We start from the raw sequence: 20750 nt of genomic DNA, 5'->3' as shown, positions 1-20750 counted from the left end.
TAAGCTACTAACTATTAGCAAGTGGCAACCAAACAACAAAGGTTGTACCAATAGTGTCTTGAGACTCAATTATAGAACTAATTGCGGGGCTGAAAACTTGAATTTCGCCCTGCATTTGCTCTATCAACTGTTTAGCTATCGCGATCCCCAACCCAGTTCCAGGAATATCCGTTTGTGCCTGCACACCTCGGTAATGTCTCTCTCCAATATGTCCTAAATCTGTTTGTGGAATACCAGACCCAGTATCACTAATCACCACTCCCTGCATATTATCTCTTTGCTGCCCAACTTTTACTAAAACTTTTCCTCCAGACTGTGTATACTTCAAAGCATTATCAATAATATTGCTGAAAACTTCCCGCAACGCTTTACTATTTACTCTAAGCAATGGTAAATCACTTGGTATATCAGTAATCAGTTCCAAGTTACGCTCGTTTGCAATTGCATTCGCTGAATCCAATAATGGTAGTAGTATATCTGCTAGGGAACAATCTGTTAGAGTTTCATCCGAACCGGGTAATAGCAAAGCTGGCTTTAGTAATTTAGAAGGCGCCTTAGTAATCTTTTCTGAATCCAACACTTGTACTAATTCTTCTGCCCTTAAATCAATCACTTCATCAAACTTTTGAAGCAACTCTTGTAAACGGTCGCTTTCACGTACAATAGACGTTGCGGCATCGCGATTTTTATCTCCAGGCTGTAACCGCTTAATCAACAATTTACCAAAAGTTCGTAAAGCAGTTAGCGGATTGCGAAATTGGTGCAGTAAACTATCGAGCAAATCTTGCTGCTTTTCCTGAAGAATTTGTGATGAATGCAACTGCTGCTGTAACCATGCTCGCTTTTGGTCTAAAATACACGCAATTGCTAAAGTCTGTGCTACTCTCCGAATCTCGCTTCTTTCTTGCTCATCCCATATTCTACCATTACTAGGCGTTGTTACTAACACCCCTAGCATCATGTTCTCGTGAATCAAAGGTAAAACTACCTGATTATCATTCAACATCAACTCTTGATGCTGATTTGTAAAGGAAGGTGAACTTGTTCCATCACTCGATAGCACTGATAAATTAGACCTTATTGATTCTGATACTACCTTTTGCTTCCCAACTGTTAACTCTAACTCGTCTAAATTGCTTAAACTATTAATCTCTTTATTTAGTACTATAGAACTATCTGTCAAATCCTCATAGTTAACGTCAGCCGGGAGTAAAGCTGCCGTATCGGGGTAAATTACAATTGGAACTAGCTTTGCCTCTTGAACGTGAGCTTCTACTAATTCTTGCGTTAGGTATAAAATACTTAAAGAGGCTCCCAGCCCTTGGGCTAACAGCGCCATTTGCTCTCTGACTAGAGCAATAAACTCGGAACTAGCGGACATGAACATTTTTGACTTCTAAGAGGTGGTTTCCGACTGTTGACAGAGAACAAGAGCGCAGTTGTTACGCCAGTAACTCCCTTTTGATGATGTTAACTGACTTTTGCCGACTTTAGCTCTACCCGTCTAATATTATATCTTTGGGCATTTTTTATTAATCTACCTTCAAAGGTATTGCTTATTATGTATCATTTATTTAAAAACAGTTGATTTTTTGAGCTAGAACTTTTATAATTACGACGGATTTTGTAGCTATAACTACAATCTTTTTTGCTTGAAAGAGGAGGAATTTAGCTTGGCAAGGAGACGCAAGCGGAAAAGCCGTCGGCGCCAGGAAGGACGGCGAATTCTGGAGCACGTGCCTCAATATAGCATCGACAGTGGCGAGGAAAAACCCGTGACGGCAGCTAGAAGGTTTATACAAACCGAAGGCATTTTGCCTCCTGCGTTACTACTCGTAAAGCGTAATGAACACACCACTGACCGATACTTTTGGGCTGAAAAAGGTTTATTCGGTGCTCAATACGTTGAAGAGAATCATTTCTTATTTCCGAGCCTCAGAACTTTAGAGCCTCCTTCCGGGCAGGAGGTACTCGCTGTAGCAGGTCGATAACACATTCACCATTATGTCAAGGACTGTTGATATTTTTGGTTATTGACAATAATTAACTGGCAAAAAGGCGGCTTTTATTTAAAAATTAATTTTTTCTTAATCATGTGGCTCAATTGCCAGTCACGACCTCATTACAGCTATTAAAGAAAGTTCGGAGGCTGCACTAGTAAGGAAGCCTCAAGAGCAAACGCATAAATTCTCCACGAACTTAAGGTTCGTGGGGAATTCTGCAAGTTAGGAGGCATAATTCGCTCTTAGGTACGTATTCAATAAATTTGTTCTAACTGTAGCGCCTGTTGTAACTCGATAAGCTCGTCACGGTGGGCAACTACAGTTATTTGGCTTGGGAAAGTGTCATTGCTCTCAGTCGTTTCAACTTTAAGCAAGACTTTCTCAAGTCTTCCAGCTTTTCTCCAATAAAATAATCCACTTAAAGGCGACAGAAGCAGCAACCCCAAAAAAACACTACCCAGATTTGGAAAAAGTTGCGACAAAACCAAGGCAAGGCAAAGAATACCTATAGTTGATAAAAGTGTTAAGAAGACAGCTAGAAACAAGCTAGGCCGCACAAACCCTTCAAAACTAACTTGGTTTTGTTCAGGGTCTACCGCTGCCACCCGGTAAGACCGCGCTTGGAAATATTCCTTTAACTGAGGCAAAAGTCTTGCTTCTTCTCGCGTTGAAACAAATTTTGCTGTTTCGGTGCGGTCTTTAGTTGAGGCACGGATGAAAAAGAACTGCCCAACTAATAGAAGCACTGTTAGCAGCAACGTCGATGGCAGAATTGCACTATCCATAGCAAGCAGTGTTCGTTACAATAATGACGATTTATTCATTATTTATTATTCGTCAATTTGTTCTCCCTTTGATATACTCCTGCCACAACAACGCTAAATTTTGCGCGTGTTCTTGCCATTCCGGAGAAATTTGGTACATTCGTCGGGGGCGCCCCCGTCCTTCGAGCTTTTTCCAGTATCCGGTTATAGCCTTTTCGTCTTCGAGAAATTTAATTGCACTATAAAGTACAGTATCCGAAAGCCGATAGGTTGGATAATCGCTCTCTAACTTCTGGATCAACTCGGTACCGTATGATTCTCCTTCGTTAAGCAGAACCGACAAAATATAGCAGACCGCGAGTTCTTGGCACAAGTAAGTTGGCGGAGGATTCTCAAAATACTGATATATATCCTCGAGTTTCATGGTTTGTGAATGGCTAAAAGTATGGCTAAAAGAATCCCTGAAAGTGAGCGCGTACAATCTCTAAGTCAGTATATAGTGCTACCCCCTGACTATGTAAGTATATAACGTTACTTAGGGTAAAATGCCACTAAGCATATGTAACATACAGATTCCCACGCTGACTACTCGCAGGAAGGGAGAGACGGTTCTCAAGGCACTGTAAAAAGAGCCTTTAATCAACTTTGCATCTAGTGTGGTGAGGAGCGGTAGTAGTAACAACGGATGCTACTACCTTTGTGTTAAGTGATGCTCAGTCAATTTGAACTGCTTAAGCATAAAATGCCACTCAAGATATTTTAAAGGTAAAATGCGATATTTTTTGTAAAACTTAATAAACACTTTTGTTGACAGTGATTCCCGCGCGTACCCATTGTCTAAAAAATTGTGGCTGATAATCTTAGCTGTCAAGCATTTACACCCATTTACACATGCGAAAACTGTATAATACTGAAAATATTGTCTTTTTTGACCTTGGAAAGTTTTTCTGTAATGTGATATGTGATAGTAAACTTAGTTATCGCCCAGGCGCCTGCGAGTGTAAGATGATATGAGCGAAAAATCCGATTCACAACTGCGAGCAATTGCCAGACTTTTCCGCCTTACAGGTTGGATTACCTTTTGGTCGCAATTAGTGTTAGGTGTTATTTCTGGTGGGATTCTACTTTTTGCCAGCATCAGTCCCAGAGCAGGCAATGCTCCTAACCCCGGAGCAGGTTTAGGTGTATTTTTCGCAATTAGCGGACTTGTTGCCCTATGCGTAGGTATTTTTATTGCTTTTCGCTATGTTCAAATCGGTAGACAGCTTGATTCTCCAAACTCCAATAACCGTCCTCGTAAATTAGAAACCGTTCAAGTCGTCCGTTTAGGTTTGATAGTTCATCTCGTCGGTATCCTATTAACCCTTGTCGGCGCCCAAGCAATTGTCGGTATATTGTTAACTAAATCCTTAACCTTACCGCAGTTTACTGGTGGTGTATATACACAACTCGACCCCAGTCGAGTCATACAACCCTTAGATATATTTGTAGTACAAGCAAACACAAATACTGTTTCCGCACACTTTGCCGGACTTATCGGCTCAATTTGGCTGCTAAATCGAATTACAAAATAAAGATTATTATATTATTGCTGGTGTGTTGGCGAGACTATATTAGTTAGAAAGAGAAAATTTGTGCTAGATATCAAGCAAATACGCGAAAATCCAGAATTAGTACAGCAACGCTTGAGTACGCGCGGCGATAAGTTTGAAATTCAACCAATATTAGAGTTGGATAAAAAGCAGCGCGAACTAGAATCAACGCGAAACCAACTTCAAGCACGTGGAAACGAGATTGCTAGTTTGATTCCACAAAAAATCAAAGCAGGTGCTGACCCCAAAGGAGCAGAAATTGCTGCGCTCAGAGAAGAAGGTAAAGCTGTTAAAGAACAAATTAGCTCCCTTGAACCACAAGAAAAAGAAATTAAAGACCAAATTCAACAAAGCTTACTTGCACTTCCGAATTTGCCTAGTGAGTCTACACCCGTTGGTAGAAATGAAGACGAGAACGTCGAGGTCAGAAAATGGGGTTCTGAGTATATACCTCAAGATAAAAGTATTATTCCACACTGGGAAATTGGTGAAAAATTAGGAATTATTAACGTTGAACGCGCGGTAAAAGTCGCCCAAAGTCGCTTTATCACTTTAATCGGAGCAGGCGCCGCGTTAGAACGAGCATTGATTCAATTTATGCTCAATACTCAAATAGCCGCTGGTTATATTGAAGTAATTCCACCCATTTTAGTCAACACCGAATCACTCACCGCAACAGGACAGCTACCAAAGTTTGCCGAAGAAAGCTTTAAATGTGCTGCAGATGACTTATGGTTAATACCAACAGCAGAAGTTCCTGTAACAAACCTTTATAGAGGTGATATTTTAACAGCAGAGGATTTACCCATATACCACTGCGCTTACACCCCTTGTTTCCGACGCGAAGCAGGAAGCTATGGACGTGATATGCGAGGATTAATTCGTTTACACCAATTTAATAAGGTTGAACTTGTTAAATTTGTACATCCAAGTACCTCATTTGATGAATTAGAAAAATTGGTAGGCAACGCCGAAGCCATATTACAAGCATTAAAATTACCCTACCGTGTCATAGAGTTATGTACAGGTGACTTAGGGTTTGGTGCGGCAAAAACCTATGATTTAGAAGTTTGGCTACCTTCATCCGAGAAATATCGGGAAATTTCCAGTTGCTCTAACTTTGCTGACTTTCAAGCAAGACGTGGAGACATTCGTTTCAAAGAAGCTGGCAAAAAAGGAACCTCTTATATTCACACGCTTAATGGATCAGGTTTAGCTATTGGCAGAACAATGGCAGCAATTTTGGAAAACTATCAGCTTTCTAACGGAACTGTACGGATTCCCGAAGCATTACAACCTTACTTAGGGCGCGAAGTACTGTAAATACGTTCTGGAGAATTGGTACTTCAGTTCTCCAAATAGCTAAATAATACATTCTGTAGAGATACGAGCTAGTTACTAGCTTTAGAATGGAAGTATAGCGTCCCAAAGTTCAATTAAATTTCAGTCTATGTCATTTTTAGCGGCAATCGCAGTCTTGGCTGTTTTAATCCTGGTTCACGAACTAGGTCATTTTATTGCAGCGAGGTCTCAAGGTATTCATGTTAACCGCTTTTCGTTAGGCTTTGGTCCAATTATTTGGAAATACCAAGGCCCGGAAACCGAGTATGCTGTTCGTGCTTTTCCTTTAGGTGGTTTTGTTGGGTTTCCAGACGAAGACCCGGATAGCACTATTCCTCCCGATGACCCAAACTTACTGCGTAACCGTCCCATTTTAGACCGGGCAATCGTTATTAGTGCGGGTGTAATCGCGAATTTAATATTTGCTTATTTATTACTAGTTTTACAGTTTGGGATTGTTGGTGTCCCTGAAGGGTTTCAATATCAACCTGGTGTAATAGTCCAACCGACTGAGGAAACTTCCATTGCTTACAAAGCAGGTCTTAGAGATGGGGATATCGTCCTCGCTGTTAATAACCAGCAAATACCAGCTTCTAAAGATGCTCTGCCTGTACTCAAGCAAGAAATTCAAGATCGTGCTAACCAAGAGTTAGAAGTAAAAGTTCAGCGTGAAGAACAGCAACTTAACTTTAAGCTAACTCCCCAAGCCGATAAAGATGGTAAAGGAATAATTGGCATTCGACTACTCTCCCCTAACGGTAAACCTATTTATCGCCACTCTAAGAATATTGGTGAAATTTTTGGTATTGCAGCCAACAGATATCAGCAAATCTTTCTTGGCATCCTGAGCGGGTTTGGGCAGCTAATCACTAAATTTAGTGAAACCGCTGGACAAGTTGCAGGGCCAGTCAAAATTGTCAAGATGGGCGCCAACATTGCTCAGAACGATGCAGGCAACTTATTTACTTTTGCCTCATTAATCAGTATCAACTTAGCAATTATTAATATTCTGCCATTACCAGCGTTAGATGGTGGACAACTAGCCTTTTTACTCATCGAAGGTCTACGTGGTAAACCCTTACCGACCCGTATTCAAGACGGTGTTATGCAAACAGGTTTAATGCTACTTTTGGGATTAGGGATTTTTCTAATTGTTAAAGAAGCATTGTCTCTGTAATGTTGTGAACATCATCCGTAATCGGTCATCAAAGAAACAAAGGGCGCTCGAAGTTCTCCTGCGACTCAATCGCTTATACCCAGATGCAACGTGTTCATTAAATTACTCAACTCCCGTACAACTGCTCGTAGCAACTATTCTATCCGCACAATGTACGGATGAACGTGTAAATAAAGTTACGCCTGCTTTATTCGAGCGTTTTCCTGATGCTCCTTCTTTAGCAGGCGCCGACTTAACAGAACTCGAAGAATTAGTTAGAACAACAGGTTTTTATCGTAACAAAGCAAAAAACATCCAAGGCGCCTGTCGAATGATAGTTAACGAATTTAATTCGCAAGTGCCATCACGAATGGATGATTTATTAAAATTACCTGGAGTCGCAAGAAAGACAGCTAACGTCGTTTTAGCGCACGCATTTGGAATCAATGCCGGAGTAACAGTTGATACTCACGTCAGTCGCTTGAGTCAGCGTCTAGGCTTTACAAACCATGAAGACCCTATCCGTATCGAGCGCGACCTGATGAAATTGTTACCACAACACGACTGGGAAAATTGGTCAATTCGGTTAATCTATCACGGTAGAGCAATTTGTAAAGCCAGAAAACCCGCATGTGAGGCTTGTGAACTTGCGCCTATCTGTCTCACAGGAAAGAAAGTAATGAGTAATGAGTGCTGAGTGCTGAGTGCTGAGTTAGGAGTTAGGAGTTAGGAGTTAGGAGTTAGGAGTTATAAGGGGATATTTTGAAAGTGTCGTTTCATATTATCCTCACTACGTAAAGCATCTTTATTATTCATATTTTACACTTTTTCTGCACTCAGCACTCAGCACTATTAAAAATATTTATCCCCCAGTCAGTTATGACCGGGGGATTACATAAAGCTTGGCTATATAGTTTCTGTATAATTCGTAGTTGAGACCATTCTAGTCCTTGTGTGTAGAATTCGCTGCTTCAGAAACTTTAATTTATCGTATTTTTACAGTCTTTTTATAAACTCTTTACGTTTACGGGCGCCTAATTCACTGACAATAATGAGGCTTACTGACGAGATTAAGTTTCCCATATTACATTTATCGTACCAACACAATTGCGATAAACGTATAATTTATAGTTTTTTTATTATTTCTTTACATCTACTTTATTTCCGTTACTTACGAAAAAAGTCGTATATGTAAGTATGGCTATACGCACGGTTGGTAAAATTCTAAAAATATGCGACATAAACGACATAAAATTATTGCTACTTTCGCTGTACTAGCTTGTTTAGGGTTAGCCCAACAAGCCAGAGCGGTTAATCAACAAGATTTGGAGCGGTTTAAGGCTAGTGGTATTTGTTCTCGTTGTGATTTGAGCGGTGTTGATTTTAGCCGAGCAAATCTAACTAGGGTCATTTTACGTGATGCTAACCTCAAAGGCGCCAATTTTAATGGTGCAAACCTCACAGGAGCTGACTTGACTGGCGCCAACCTTGAAGGTGCTGTACTAAGTAATACAAATCTTACTGCTGCTTCTTTTACTGGTGCTTTGTTGAAGTCAGCGTCGCTGGAAAACGCGAATATGAGCTATACCAGCATGATGGGTGCTAACTTGGAGGGAGCCACCCTTAAAGGAGCAAGGCAAAATATGACCAGTTTCCGAGGCGCCTACTTCCGTTTAACAACAATGCCTGATAATAATGTCACTGGCGATAAGCCTTACAGTTGGTCATTACAACGCGCTCAAAAACGTGATTGCGAAAAATTCAAGATTGAAGGAAGCGCGCGTGGTAGCGTTTGCTCAACCGAACAATTAACCGACCAAAATTCCGAAAGACGCGAATAACCACCAATTAGATTCCCGACTTCGCAGAAGTTGTCGGGAATCTGACTGCCCCAATTTTCCCTACATACCATACTTTGAGTAAAAAATATATATACTTTATATTTATTAAAATATTTACTTTTGATAATTTAAACTAATATTAGAATTGGTAAATAAGTAACAGAATAGAGTTAATCTGAGTTTATGTGGCTAGTAGTGATATAAGTTCACGTATAATTTGCTCAGTATCACTTGTGTAATTTTTGACAATTACCTAAGAATGCTACATATTTTTTTGCGTGTAGATGTTGCTACATTTGCTGCAATTTTTCCCTGTTTCTAGCAATATGAGGTTGAAAGTGAATGCTCAAAAACAGCGAACTGAATTTTAATCAGGGCTGTAATCTCAAGTGGAAACTAGGAGATGAAAGTAAACTATTTTCTACTGCACAAGTTTTACTAGTGATTACGATAGAATTGTACGGTAAATACACCGCTTCTAGTTGACGATATAAACAAGAGCATTGATATTTTTGCTGCCTGATGTTCAACATTAGGACGTAGGCTTGTGATAAGTAATGAGAGTGGCTATTTTTTTAATTGGCATTGCATGTAAGAACGTACATAGCCAGTTACTTATCTTGCTTTGTTTTGAGTCTGCTCCAAGCACATCTTCTGATGGGACATATATTGCCAAATATATCTGCACCATCTGCGATGTGCCAATACTCTATGAAGGTTACTGATGTCAAGCACTCTTTTTGACAAATCATTCGTAACCCAAATTTCAAGTCGAGTATTTTCCACTCTTTTCAATTTTGTTAGTCTATTAAACACAAGGACGAGGAATATGAGTATACCATCTGCTTCTTTTACAGCGACTGAAAAAGTGTTTCACGTTACAGGGTATGAAAAAATAGAATTTAGTCTGGAGTATGTTAACGGTGCATTTGACATCAAAAACACTGAAGTTGCAGATAGTTACCAACCGTTTGGACGTTGTTTGGCAGTAGTCGATGCGAACGTTAACCGTTTGTATGGTGAGCAAATTCGCTCTTACTTCCGCTACTACGATATTGACTTAACTGTACATTCCGTCAACATTCCTGAACCAGCGAAAACGTTAGCGACATTTGAATCTGTTGTGGATGCGTTCGCTGACTTTGGTTTAATTCGTAAAGAACCAGTTTTAGTTGTGGGTGGTGGACTAGTTACTGATGTAGTCGGATTTGCTTGTTCTGCGTACCGTCGTAAAACTAACTATATTCGTATTCCAACAACGCTTATTGGTTTAATTGATGCAGGTGTAGCAATTAAAGTTGCTGTAAACCATAAGAAATTGAAGAACCGTTTAGGCGCCTATCATGCTCCGCAGAAGGTGATTCTAGACTTCTCGTTCTTAAAAACTCTGCCTATCGCACAAGTTCGTAATGGCATGGCAGAACTAGTGAAGATTGCCGTTGTCTCAAACTCTGAAGTGTTTGAACTTTTATATGAATATGGTCAAGAGTTATTAGAAACTCACTTTGGCTATGTAAATGGTTCAGAACATTTGCAAGAAATCTCCCATAGGTTGAATTACGAAGCAATCAAGACAATGTTAGAGTTAGAAACTCCTAATTTACATGAAATTGATCTTGACCGAGTAATCGCTTATGGTCACACTTGGAGTCCCACACTTGAATTGGCGCCAATAGTTCCTCTATATCACGGTCATGCAGTGAATATAGATATGGCATTATCAGCAACAATTGCTGAACGACGTGGATATATCTCAGTTTCTGACCGTGACCGCATTTTGAATCTAATGTCTCGCATCGGTCTATCACTCGACCATCCACTTCTTGAAGGTGATTTACTATGGTACGCTACCGAGTCAATAACCCAAACTCGTGATGGTAAACAACGCGCGGCAATGCCAAAACCAATTGGAACTTGTTTCTTTGTTAACGATTTAACTCGCTCTGAACTTGACGAAGCGGTTGCTGCACACCGACAAATTTGTGCAACCTTACCACGTGCAGGTGCAGGTGTAGATGCATACATCGGTACAGAAGAAGTTGAAATGGCAACAATATGAGAAAGTGTCCGAGTGGGAACTATTGATTCCACTCGGACACTCTTATCCCCTTTACAATTACTGCACAGGCGAGACGCCTATGCTACAATTTGCTGAAACTTATGACACAAACAACAACGACAATTCAAAACAAACCTAGAGCCGTTACACCTCACACTATTCTTGTTGAACTGTTGCAGAATACATTGCAACTCGCGCAGGCGACAAATACTCCACAAGAAGTATTGACATCTCTGCAAGAGATACATAAACTTGCAGCAGGTCTAGAACCATATATTAGTGATTACACAACAGGTGAATCCGAAGCTTTGACGGAACTGGCACAGAAAACGAGTCAAGAAGATTGGTCGAAACGTTTTTCCGATGGTGAAACAGTTCGCCAACTCGAACAAGAAATGTTATCAGGACATGTTGAAGGACAAACACTCAAGATGTTTGTGTACATGACAAAAGCAAAACGTGTCCTCGAAGTTGGTATGTTCACGGGTTATTCGGCGTTGGCAATGGCGGAAGCTTTACCAAGTGATGGTACACTCGTGGCGTGTGAGGTAGATTCTTATGTTGCTAGCTTCGCCGAGTCTTGCTTCCAAAACTCTCCTCATGGCAGTAAAATCAAAGTAGAAGTGGCGCCTGCTCTTGAAACGCTTCGTAAACTAGCTCTACGAGGTGAATCATTTGACTTAATATTTATCGACGCTGATAAAAAGGAGTACATCGAATACTTTCATACAGTATTAGATAGCAGCTTATTGGCGCCTGGTGGTTTAATATGTGTCGATAACACCTTAATGCAGGGACAAGTATACAACAATAGCGAACAGCGCAGTGTAAATGGTAAAGCGATTGCTGAATTTAACCGGGTTGTCGCGGATGATTCCCGTGTAGAACAAATAATATTACCTTTGCGTGATGGCGTAACTTTGATTAGAAGAATTTAAGTACAAAAAGTCCAGGTAATAATGGTACAATCAATTTCGCTTACAAACTCACCTGATACACGCGCGCAACAGCGAGTTAGCATTTCTGCGTCTTTAAAAACTTTAGGCACTCTCGCACTTTTATTATTCGCGTTACCATTTAATGCAATGCTTGTTTTGCTTGCAACACTAGTGAGTTTCTTGACTCCGAAACCTGCTACCGCTGCTAACCCGAAAAATATATTGATTAGCGGTGGTAAAATGACCAAGGCTTTACAACTCGCGCGCTCGTTTCACGCTGCTGGACACCGAGTTGTTTTAATTGAGTCTCACAAATACTGGTTAACAGGACACCGCTTTTCATCAGCTGTAACTAAGTTTTACACCTTAACGGCGCCGGAAAAAGACCCCGAAGCTTACATTCAATCATTAGTAGACATTGCAAAGAAAGAGAACATTAATGTCTACGTACCTGTATGTAGCCCAGTCGCGAGTTATTATGATTCTCTCGCGAAAAAAGCTCTTTCATCCCAATGCGAAGTCATACATTGCGATGCGGAAATTACGCAAATGCTTGATGATAAATACGCATTTACAGAAACAGCGCGCGGTTTTGGTTTATCTGTTCCCAAATCTTTCAAAATAACTGACCCAGAACAAGTTATAAACTTTGATTTCTCCAAAGAAAAGCGTAAGTATATACTTAAAAGTATCCCATACGACTCAGTACGTCGATTAGATTTAACTAAGCTTCCCTGCGACACTCCCGAAGCAACCGCAGCATTCGTGCGAAGCTTACCAATAAGTGCAGAAAAACCTTGGATTATGCAAGAGTTTATTCCAGGTAAAGAGTATTGTACTCATAGTACCGTTCGTGACGGGGAAATTACATTGCACTGCTGCTGTGAGTCAAGTGCGTTTCAAGTCAACTATGAAAATGTAGATAATCCAAAGATTTTTGAATGGGTACGTCACTTTTTGAAACAATTAGGTATTACTGGACAGGTTTCTTTTGACTTTATCGAAACAGAAGATGGCAATGTATACGCTATCGAATGTAACCCCCGTACTCACAGTGCTATCACCATGTTTTACAACCATCCAGGTGTAGCAGATGCATATTTGGGTATTCAAACTAACTTGGGTGAACCTATTCAACCTCTACCTACAAGTAAACCAACTTACTGGACATACCATGAAATTTGGCGCCTAATCAACGCGCGTTCGTGGTCAAAATTTATTGAGAGATTGCAAATAATCATACTTGGGAAAGATGCGATTTTTTCTTGGCAAGATCCTTTACCGTTTTTGATGGTTCCACACTGGCAAATTTTCTTACTGTTGATTCAGAATTTGCAGAAAAACCGAGGTTGGATAAGAATAGACTTCAATATCGGTAAGTTAGTTGAACTCGGAGGAGATTAGTCCACGTAGCATAGGTGTCCCGCCTGTGCTACTACGGTTATTTTTTTACCACAGAGACTTCTAGGTAACAAAGAGAGAACTGGCGCCAAGCTTTAACATTTGAATAAAACAGGACTTACGATACTCTCACAACGCTGTTGTCGGTGCGTGACGCTACAAGTCTTATAACTACGTTCACATATTTTTGTAGCGTCACCCACCCTACGGTTGAATGGCACTATTTCACGCATTTTGAGGCACCAACGCGCATTGGGTAGGATGCGTGAAAGCTATTACTATCAAGGAATGTAACGCTAAATACAGTGCTTTCACGCACCATTAATACGTTAAGTAAGCAACATTCCACCCTACGGGTATTATGTGCCACTTGCGTAAGTCCTACAAAAAAAATAAGCGACTTGTGTTATTAGTTCAAGTTAGTAGGGAACTATAAATATATATCTATGTACAAACTATTTATATATAGATATACATCAAATGATAGTGACCCTAAAACAAAGCTAGAATTCAAAACCATGAGTCAGCCATTCCCATATATAAATTGTAATAGTACACAAATAGAAAACTTAGATTCATTAGTACTGCAACAAGCTCGCCTCAACGCTTTTTTTGATGCCGCCAATGCTGGACTAATGATTTTGGATTGTCAGCTTAGATATGTTTACATAAATCAGGCATTAGCAGAAATCAATGGTTTAGATGTAGCAGAACATCTTGGGAAGCCTTTACGTGAGGTGTTACCACAACTAGCTCCAAAGTTAGAACCATTTCTACAAGGTATTCTTGATACAGGTAAACCAGTATTTGATTATGAAATATCAGGAGAAACACCTAAACAACCTGATGTTTTACGTTACTGGTCAGCATCTTATTATCCTTTGGTGGCTTCAGATGGCGCCATTATTGGGCTTGGTAGCGTCGTAATTGAAATTAGCGAACGCAAACAAGCTCAAGAAACTTTACGCAAAAATAATATTCTGCTGTGCTCCATTTTAGAGAATACACCGGATTTTATGGTCGTTAAAGACCTTCAGGGGCGCCATGTTGCCGTGAACTTAAATTTGGCAAACTTTTTTGGTAAGTCAATAGAAGAAATTAGCGGTAAAGATGATTCAGAATTACTACCCCCTGAAGTCGCACGTGAAATTATGGCAAAAGACCGCCAAATTATTACAACAGGTTTTACTGAAACTTACGAAGAGGAAGTTACGAATGGTGTGGAGAGCGGAACTTTTCTAACAACAAAGGCGCCTTGGCGGGATGCACATGGTAATATTCTTGGTATAATTGCGATTACACGAGATATTACTGAGCGCAAACAGTTTGAAATTGCACTTGGTAAAGCCAAGGAAGCAGCAGAAGCAGCAAGTTATGCGAAAAGTGAATTTTTAGCAAACATGAGTCATGAGTTGCGAACTCCGCTCAATGGGATTTTAGGTTATGCCCAAATTCTTCAGCGTTCCAAAAACTTGCATGAAGATGAACGCTCTAAAATAGATGTCATTTACCAGTGTGGCTCACATTTGTTGACTTTAATTAATGACATTCTAGATTTGTCGAAGATTGAAGCACAAAAAGTCGTAATTATGCCCACTGACTTCCATTTTCCGGCATTTTTGCAAGGTGTCGCAGAAATGTGTCGTGTCCGCGCGGAACTTAAAGGTATTCAATTCCATTATCAAATAGCTTCAGAATTGCCCGTTGGTGTAAAAGCTGATGAAAAACGTTTACGACAAGTACTAGTAAACTTGCTCTCCAATGCTATCAAGTTTACTGATATCGGTACTGTTACCTTTACTGTAAATTATGCATCTAGAGGAAAAATTCGTTTTGAAGTTCGCGATACTGGTATTGGTATTGCCCAAGAAAATCTCCAAACCATTTTTCAACCCTTTGAACAAGCTGGAGAAAGGCGCCGACAAACCGAGGGAACTGGTTTAGGATTAGCAATAAGTCAAAAAATTGTGGAACTAATGGGTAGCACCGTTGAAGTTCAAAGCGAATTAGGTGTTGGTAGCATATTTTGGTTTGATGTACACTTACCTGAAGCATTAGAATGGGTGAAAACCTCTCAAATCGATGATAAAGGTCAAATTATCGGCATCAAAAATTACCAACCTAAACTACTTATCGTTGATGATAAATGGGAAAATCGGTCGGTAATTGCCAATTTGCTAAGTCCAATTGGTTTTGATGTGACAGAAGCAACCAATGGAGAAGAAGGTTTGCACAAAATTTTAGAAATTCAGCCAAATATCATCATTACCGACTTGTTAATGCCTAAACTTGACGGGTTTGCCTTAATTAAACAGTTACGTCAATCAGAAAAATTCAAACAATTTAAAAATATTCCAATTATTGTGTCATCAGCAAGTGTATTTGAATCCGACCGACACCGGAGTTTAAAAGTAGGAGGAAATGAATTTCTTCCTAAACCCATACAAGCAATTGATTTGTTTCAAGCAATACAAAAAAATCTAGATTTAACATGGATTTATGAAGAGAAAATAGTCCAAATACAGCAAGATGAAACAGAACTAATAGCTCCACCTGCTTCTGAAATAGAAACCCTTTACAACTTAGCAATGCTTGGTAACTTTAAAGGAATTATTAGACAAGCAGCATTACTCGAACAAAAAGACAAAAAATATGTACCCTTTACTAAAAAAGTACAACAACTAGCAAAAGAATTCCAAGACCAAGCAATCTTAGAACTCATTCAAGCTAACAAATAAAACTCTTCTCTTAGCGTCTTTTGCTTCCTTTGCGGTTCGATATAAAAACAAGATTTATTACAAAAACATGAACACAATTCTAATCGTTGATGATAACCCAGCAAATTTAAGCGTATTATCAGATGCCCTTGACCAAGAAGGCTTTGAAATTTGGGTAGCCAAGTCAGGTAAAGTTGCTTTAGAACGAGTTAAATATGCTTTACCAGATTTAATCTTACTAGACATAATGATGCCAGAAATAGATGGTTATGAAACTTGTCGTCAATTAAAACTAAATTTCCAAACTCAAAACATTCCCGTTATCTTCATGACGGCGCTTTCAGATATACTAAATAAAGTAGAAGGTTTTCAAATCGGCGCCGTTGACTATATTACAAAACCATTTCAGCAAGAAGAAGTGATATCACGGGTAAGATTACATTTAAAACTGCATGACTTAGCTGAGAAACTAGAGAAAAAAAATGCACTTTTAGAAGAAAACTATAGCGAATTGAATCTTGCTTATAAAAACTTAGAGCAAATGCAACTTAAATTAATACAAAGCGAACAATTGTCAAGTCTAGGGCAGATGATTTCTGGAATTGCTCATGAAATCAATAACCCAGTAAATTTTGTGTATGGTAATTTAACTCATGCATCAGAGTATACGCAAAATATTTTAAACATTCTACGTCTTTATCAAGAGGAATATCCAACTCCAACACCTCGTATTCAAGCTGAATTAGAAGCTACTGATATAGATTTTATACAAAGTGATTTATTGAAATTAATCAACTCAATGAATATTGGTGCCAGACGTATTCATGAAATTGTTAAATCTACAAGAAACTTTTCGCGCTTAGACGAAACAACGATGAAACTATATAATATACATGAAGGCATCGAAAGCACTCTCACAATTCTTAATTATCGCTTGAAATCAAAACTAGAGTACCCAAGCATTGAGGTAATGAAAGACTACGGTGAATTACCATTAGTTGAATGTTTCTCAGGGCAACTTAATCAAGTATTTATGAATATTATAAATAATGCAATTGATGCTTTGAATGATTATAATCAAATGCGTTCGCTAGAAGAAGTTATTAAACAACCTAGTCAGATTAAAATTAGCACCAAGGTTATTGATGATAACTGGGTTGCTGTTCAAATTGCTGATAATGGTCTAGGTATGAGCGATGAAGTCAAAGCAAAAATATTTGAACCTTTTTATACAACAAAAGCTTCTGGTAAGGGAAATGGGTTGGGTTTATCTATCAGCTACCAAATTGTGGTAGAAAAGCATGGTGGAAATATTTATTGTCAATCTGTATATGGTAGTACAGAATTTACTATAAAGCTCCCTGTCAAACACTAATTTTGATGCTCTTATGGTTTGACACTCTTGTGGAACGGGCATCCTTGCCCGTTTTTTACGAAATACAAATTACGAGTTGGTGTGGTTCCAATATTTGTAGGCTGTATATGCCATTGTCACGACACCTGTAATTATGGCTGATTCGTCAACTTCAAACAGAGGATGATGTAATGGATAATTTGTGACTCTTTCTTTGAATCCTACACCCAGACGGAACATACTACCCGGTGCATAATCTAAATATACTGAAAAATCTTCGGCGCCTAATGAGGGTTCTGGTAAAACTTGTACTCTCTCACATCCCCATGCTTCTTCGGCTGCTGATTGCAGTAATTGCGTTAGCGTATAATCGTTTTGGACGCTGGGTACTCCTTGACGATAGTTAACTTGATATTTGGCGCCATAGGAATTACAAACGTTTGCTACTATTGTTTCTATCCAAGTAGGAAGATTCGCGCGCGTTTCTGGATGCAGCGAACGTACTGTTCCTTTTAATTCTACTTTATCCGCGATTATGTTCGGCGCCCTTCCTCCGTTGATTTGCCCGATACTCAATACTACAGGACGCAATGGGTTTTGAGTTCGACTAATTGCTTGTTGCAATGTTGTAATTACCTGCGAAGCTATCCAAATTGCATCGACTGCTTCGTGCGGACGGGCACCGTGTCCCGACTCTCCAAATATCATAATCTCTAAATCATCTGCTGCCGCCGTTAATGCTCCATAACGCAAACCAACCGAACCACCTGGTATTGAAGGAAACACGTGTACTCCTAATACTGCCGTAACGTTGCTCATTGCCCCATCTTGAACCATCCAACTCGCACCTTGAGCAATTTCCTCAGCTGGTTGAAATAAGAAGCGAATTTTTCCTGGTAGTTCTTCAGATAACTGCGATAATATCATCGCCGTTCCTAAACCAACTGTTGTATGCACATCATGTCCACAAGCGTGCATTATACCCGACGCGCGCGAAGTAAAATCCAATCCAGTACGTTCTTGAATTGGTAGTGCATCCATATCAGTTCGTATTGCTAAAATTCGATTATCATTACCAGTTCCGCGTAACTCTCCAATTACACCAGTTTTGCCCACACCTTCTTGTACATTTAGACCACTTGATGATAAAACACCAGCAACAAAAGCTGCCGTTTGGTACTCCTGACCACTAAGTTCTGGGTGCGAATGTATGTGACGACGGATTTCTATTAAGCGAGGCGCCAATTTTGTTGCTAAGTCTTTTATATCAGTCAACATATCTCAATTTTTCTACATACTTTTTTCCATGATAGAAAGAAGAATTGCGAAAACACACCCAAATTTATTTAATGAGAATAATAATTATTTTTGTATATGTATATTATAAAACACGTAGAGACGCGATTAAATCGCATCTCTACATAATTTTGAATCGTATGATGGGCACTGCCCACCGTATCAATTACTTGATCAAGCCAGCTTCTTTAGCTATTTTTTGTTGCTCTTCGCTCTTAGCACTCTTGAACTGTGTAGCTAGCTGCTCACTTTGTTCAGTGCTAAAGTTGTTGCGGATGGTAGCAAACATAGTGCTTTCTTCTTGACGAATGTGGTCGCCAACTGCATCCATGATTTGTTTGATTTTTTCTTTGAATTGAGGAGAAGCAGGCTCTAAAGCCTTAGCTTGGTCTAACTCTACTTTCAATTGAGCTTGTTCATCATAAAGCTCTTGAGTGTTGCCTTCACCGTAGAAAGGACGTACTGCGGGATATACAACTTTTTCTTCTGCAATCGAGTGTACTAACAAATCTTTGTAGATTTGACCGAAGTACTCTTGAATTTTTTGAGGGTCGTTGGTTGCTAACAACTGAGTGAACAAGGTATTTACTTTACCGTGGTCAAGACGTATCAAGTCTTGAATGTTCATGTCAGCCTTATCGCTGGTTTGAGAAACCGCGCTACCAAACACACCGCTTAAAGCAGCCATTGCGTCTTGTACACGTGCCCAGATACCTTGGTCAGCATCTTGTCCGGTAAGTTCACGAACACCTAGTACTTCCAACACACCTTTGAGTTGTTCTTGGTGCGCGCGGTTTTCAAAGTTGATGGTGTTCAAAGGTCCAATTGCCAACATAACATCGGCGCCAACTTTTTGTGCTGCCTTGTGAATGGTCAAACCAGTCATAACTTGTTGGTGCTTCAACAATTCATGTTGAAATACTTTTTCGTAGAAGCTCAACTCTGAACCTTGCATCAACTTCTTAACCGTCTCAATCATTTTGGTGACGGTATTTTCAGGTTGTGCTTGAATGCCGTATTGTACGATTACAGTGTCCAAAATACCAATGTTCTTCTGGTCATCTTCTAGCATCTTGCGGAAGCGCTCAGAAATTTCAGAATCGGTCGATTCACGTAAAAACAACTGCTCGTTCTCAATAAGCAACTGTTGTAATGCTTTCATGTCGGCTAACTTCATGCCGATAGCAGAGCGCTTGGTATCATCTAAAGTAGCTACCATTATTGTGTTCTCCAAAGAAACGGTTTCGTGTCATCCTTAATTCCAACTTTGCCACCAGATTACGAGTTCTCCATCTGACTTTTGAACGATTAGTACTCAGACCTTTAGGTAGAAACAAAATTGGAGCGCAGTACTAATCTGGATGTCAAGTCAATAAAAACGAAAAAATAATCAAAAAAAACACTTTTATACTTATTGATAGACCCGAATTAAACACCTCCTACTCCACTAGATAGAGAAAAATTAGATGTAAATTTTCTAGATTGACAGTGGAATTTAGAGTGGGAGAAATATTTACTAATGCCTAATAATTCAGGATTAGGCGAGCAGGCGTTGAATAAAGCTGCTGAAGTTGGTTTATCGAGCCAATTAGATGAAGTAGAAAACCTAGATGTAGAAGTAAAAACTGACCCGCTCAAAATGATGCAGGGAGAGGTTGATAGCGTCAATATCGAAGGTTCAGGTTTAGTTATGAAAAAAAGCTTGCGTGTAGAAGAGTTACACATGCAGGTTAATAGTGTAGCAATTAACCCTCTTAGCGTCGCATTCGGTAAAGTTGAACTAATTAGACCAGCGCAAGGCAGTGCAAAGATTGTATTAACTGAGGCTGACATTAATACAGCTTTTAACTCAGATTACATTCGTAGCAAATTGCAAAGCCAAAAAGTTATTATATCAGGTCAACCTGTAGCAATGAGTTTGGAAAAAGTTGACTTTCGTTTGCCAGGGAATAATCGAGTCGAAATTAAAGCCAACGTGCGGTTACAAGACAATCAAAGTCATCTAGTTGCGTTTTCCGCAGTCCCAAATATCAGTGCTGACGGTAAAACAATTAGTTTAGAAAATGTCGAATATCCGGAAGGTGAGCAAATATCATCAATTACAGAACCTTTAGTTGATGCGACAAGCGAAATCTTAAACCTGGATAATTTCGATTTAAAAGGAATGTCGCTAAAAATTAAAGGTTTATACCCGGAAGTCGGGCAATTAATCATTGCGACTGAGGCGTATGTAGAGCAAATTCCTTCATCTTAACACCTTACTAAAGCAATTAATCACTAACTATTAA

Annotated in this window: 17 protein-coding genes; 12 read left to right on the top strand and 5 right to left on the bottom strand. The window is 39.5% G+C overall.

The annotated features are described in order from the left end of the window. Positions 1 to 7: 7 nt before the first annotated feature. On the bottom strand, positions 8 to 1387 hold the full coding sequence (locus AC2JBO_RS11745) for a sensor histidine kinase (RefSeq protein WP_496953828.1): 1380 nt from the start codon (positions 1385 to 1387) through the stop codon (positions 8 to 10). Positions 1388 to 1673: 286 nt separating this feature from the next. Between AC2JBO_RS11745 and AC2JBO_RS11740 the strand changes: the two genes are divergently transcribed. After that, positions 1674 to 1991 carry a DUF3155 domain-containing protein gene (locus AC2JBO_RS11740; protein WP_496953840.1) on the top strand — a complete coding sequence of 106 codons (318 nt, stop codon included), beginning with the start codon at positions 1674 to 1676 and terminating at the stop codon, positions 1989 to 1991. 266 nt (positions 1992 to 2257) lie between these two features. On the opposite strand, the gene AC2JBO_RS11735 is transcribed toward AC2JBO_RS11740, so the two are convergent. Beyond that, the gene (locus AC2JBO_RS11735; RefSeq protein ID WP_496953827.1) at positions 2258 to 2788 is read right to left on the bottom strand and encodes a cofactor assembly of complex C subunit B; all 531 of its coding nucleotides are present in this window, start codon (positions 2786 to 2788) and stop codon (positions 2258 to 2260) included. A 52-nt stretch (positions 2789 to 2840) separates the two neighbouring features. Next, complete coding sequence (locus tag AC2JBO_RS11730; RefSeq protein WP_496953826.1) at positions 2841 to 3191, bottom strand: PadR family transcriptional regulator; 351 nt, start codon at positions 3189 to 3191, stop codon at positions 2841 to 2843. Positions 3192 to 3777: 586 nt separating this feature from the next. Between AC2JBO_RS11730 and AC2JBO_RS11725 the strand changes: the two genes are divergently transcribed. The 10 genes from AC2JBO_RS11725 (at position 3778) to AC2JBO_RS11680 (ending at position 17187) form a co-directional block, all read left to right on the top strand. After that, complete coding sequence (locus AC2JBO_RS11725; protein WP_496953825.1) at positions 3778 to 4341, top strand: DUF3611 family protein; 564 nt, start codon at positions 3778 to 3780, stop codon at positions 4339 to 4341. 60 nt (positions 4342 to 4401) lie between these two features. After that, positions 4402 to 5682, top strand: a complete 1281-nt coding sequence (gene serS, locus AC2JBO_RS11720; protein WP_496953824.1) for a serine--tRNA ligase — start codon at positions 4402 to 4404, stop codon at positions 5680 to 5682. Positions 5683 to 5809: 127 nt separating this feature from the next. Beyond that, positions 5810 to 6877: an RIP metalloprotease RseP gene (rseP, locus tag AC2JBO_RS11715; RefSeq protein ID WP_496953823.1), complete on the top strand. Its 1068-nt coding sequence runs from the start codon at positions 5810 to 5812 to the stop codon at positions 6875 to 6877. 4 nt (positions 6878 to 6881) lie between these two features. Then, entirely contained in the window at positions 6882 to 7553 is a 672-nt protein-coding gene (nth, locus tag AC2JBO_RS11710; protein ID WP_496953822.1) for an endonuclease III, read from the top strand. A 535-nt stretch (positions 7554 to 8088) separates the two neighbouring features. Beyond that, entirely contained in the window at positions 8089 to 8697 is a 609-nt protein-coding gene (locus AC2JBO_RS11705) for a pentapeptide repeat-containing protein (RefSeq protein WP_496953821.1), read from the top strand. A gap of 829 nt (positions 8698 to 9526) precedes the next feature. Next, complete coding sequence (locus AC2JBO_RS11700) at positions 9527 to 10756, top strand: sedoheptulose 7-phosphate cyclase (RefSeq protein WP_496953820.1); 1230 nt, start codon at positions 9527 to 9529, stop codon at positions 10754 to 10756. 101 nt (positions 10757 to 10857) lie between these two features. Continuing rightward, entirely contained in the window at positions 10858 to 11694 is an 837-nt protein-coding gene (locus tag AC2JBO_RS11695; RefSeq protein WP_496953819.1) for an O-methyltransferase, read from the top strand. A 21-nt stretch (positions 11695 to 11715) separates the two neighbouring features. Next, positions 11716 to 13098, top strand: a complete 1383-nt coding sequence (locus AC2JBO_RS11690; RefSeq protein WP_496953818.1) for an ATP-grasp domain-containing protein — start codon at positions 11716 to 11718, stop codon at positions 13096 to 13098. Between the two features lie 515 nt (positions 13099 to 13613). After that, on the top strand, positions 13614 to 15833 hold the full coding sequence (locus AC2JBO_RS11685) for a PAS domain-containing protein (protein ID WP_496953817.1): 2220 nt from the start codon (positions 13614 to 13616) through the stop codon (positions 15831 to 15833). A 67-nt stretch (positions 15834 to 15900) separates the two neighbouring features. Further along, the gene (locus tag AC2JBO_RS11680) at positions 15901 to 17187 is read left to right on the top strand and encodes a sensor histidine kinase (protein ID WP_496953816.1); all 1287 of its coding nucleotides are present in this window, start codon (positions 15901 to 15903) and stop codon (positions 17185 to 17187) included. A 69-nt stretch (positions 17188 to 17256) separates the two neighbouring features. Here the strand turns inward: AC2JBO_RS11680 and AC2JBO_RS11675 are convergent, their stop codons facing one another. Next, positions 17257 to 18444, bottom strand: coding sequence for a M20 family metallopeptidase (locus tag AC2JBO_RS11675; RefSeq protein ID WP_496953815.1), 1188 nt, complete (start codon positions 18442 to 18444; stop codon positions 17257 to 17259). A 184-nt stretch (positions 18445 to 18628) separates the two neighbouring features. Beyond that, the gene (locus tag AC2JBO_RS11670) at positions 18629 to 19681 is read right to left on the bottom strand and encodes a hemerythrin domain-containing protein (RefSeq protein ID WP_496953814.1); all 1053 of its coding nucleotides are present in this window, start codon (positions 19679 to 19681) and stop codon (positions 18629 to 18631) included. A 300-nt stretch (positions 19682 to 19981) separates the two neighbouring features. Here AC2JBO_RS11670 and AC2JBO_RS11665 point away from each other — a divergent pair, with 300 nt between their 5' ends. After that, entirely contained in the window at positions 19982 to 20716 is a 735-nt protein-coding gene (locus AC2JBO_RS11665; protein WP_496953813.1) for an LmeA family phospholipid-binding protein, read from the top strand. Positions 20717 to 20750: the final 34 nt, after the last annotated feature.

The sequence above is a fragment of the Calothrix sp. CBUCES-K 9914 genome (assembly GCF_059640475.1).
This window is presented reverse-complemented; position numbering and strand designations above follow the sequence as displayed.

What these genes read in the sequence shown, in the direction of transcription:
- AC2JBO_RS11745 (WP_496953828.1), bottom strand. Translation starts at nt 1,387, where the DNA reads ATGTTCATGTCCGCTAGTTCCGAGTTTATTGCTCTAGTCAGAGAGCAA.
- AC2JBO_RS11735 (WP_496953827.1), bottom strand. Translation starts at nt 2,788, where the DNA reads ATGGATAGTGCAATTCTGCCATCGACGTTGCTGCTAACAGTGCTTCTA.
- AC2JBO_RS11730 (WP_496953826.1), bottom strand. Translation starts at nt 3,191, where the DNA reads ATGAAACTCGAGGATATATATCAGTATTTTGAGAATCCTCCGCCAACT.
- AC2JBO_RS11725 (WP_496953825.1), top strand. Translation starts at nt 3,778, where the DNA reads ATGAGCGAAAAATCCGATTCACAACTGCGAGCAATTGCCAGACTTTTC.
- rseP (WP_496953823.1), top strand. Translation starts at nt 5,810, where the DNA reads ATGTCATTTTTAGCGGCAATCGCAGTCTTGGCTGTTTTAATCCTGGTT.
- AC2JBO_RS11705 (WP_496953821.1), top strand. Translation starts at nt 8,089, where the DNA reads ATGCGACATAAACGACATAAAATTATTGCTACTTTCGCTGTACTAGCT.
- AC2JBO_RS11700 (WP_496953820.1), top strand. Translation starts at nt 9,527, where the DNA reads ATGAGTATACCATCTGCTTCTTTTACAGCGACTGAAAAAGTGTTTCAC.
- AC2JBO_RS11695 (WP_496953819.1), top strand. Translation starts at nt 10,858, where the DNA reads ATGACACAAACAACAACGACAATTCAAAACAAACCTAGAGCCGTTACA.
- AC2JBO_RS11690 (WP_496953818.1), top strand. Translation starts at nt 11,716, where the DNA reads ATGGTACAATCAATTTCGCTTACAAACTCACCTGATACACGCGCGCAA.
- AC2JBO_RS11685 (WP_496953817.1), top strand. Translation starts at nt 13,614, where the DNA reads ATGAGTCAGCCATTCCCATATATAAATTGTAATAGTACACAAATAGAA.
- AC2JBO_RS11680 (WP_496953816.1), top strand. Translation starts at nt 15,901, where the DNA reads ATGAACACAATTCTAATCGTTGATGATAACCCAGCAAATTTAAGCGTA.
- AC2JBO_RS11675 (WP_496953815.1), bottom strand. Translation starts at nt 18,444, where the DNA reads ATGTTGACTGATATAAAAGACTTAGCAACAAAATTGGCGCCTCGCTTA.
- AC2JBO_RS11670 (WP_496953814.1), bottom strand. Translation starts at nt 19,681, where the DNA reads ATGGTAGCTACTTTAGATGATACCAAGCGCTCTGCTATCGGCATGAAG.
- AC2JBO_RS11665 (WP_496953813.1), top strand. Translation starts at nt 19,982, where the DNA reads ATGCCTAATAATTCAGGATTAGGCGAGCAGGCGTTGAATAAAGCTGCT.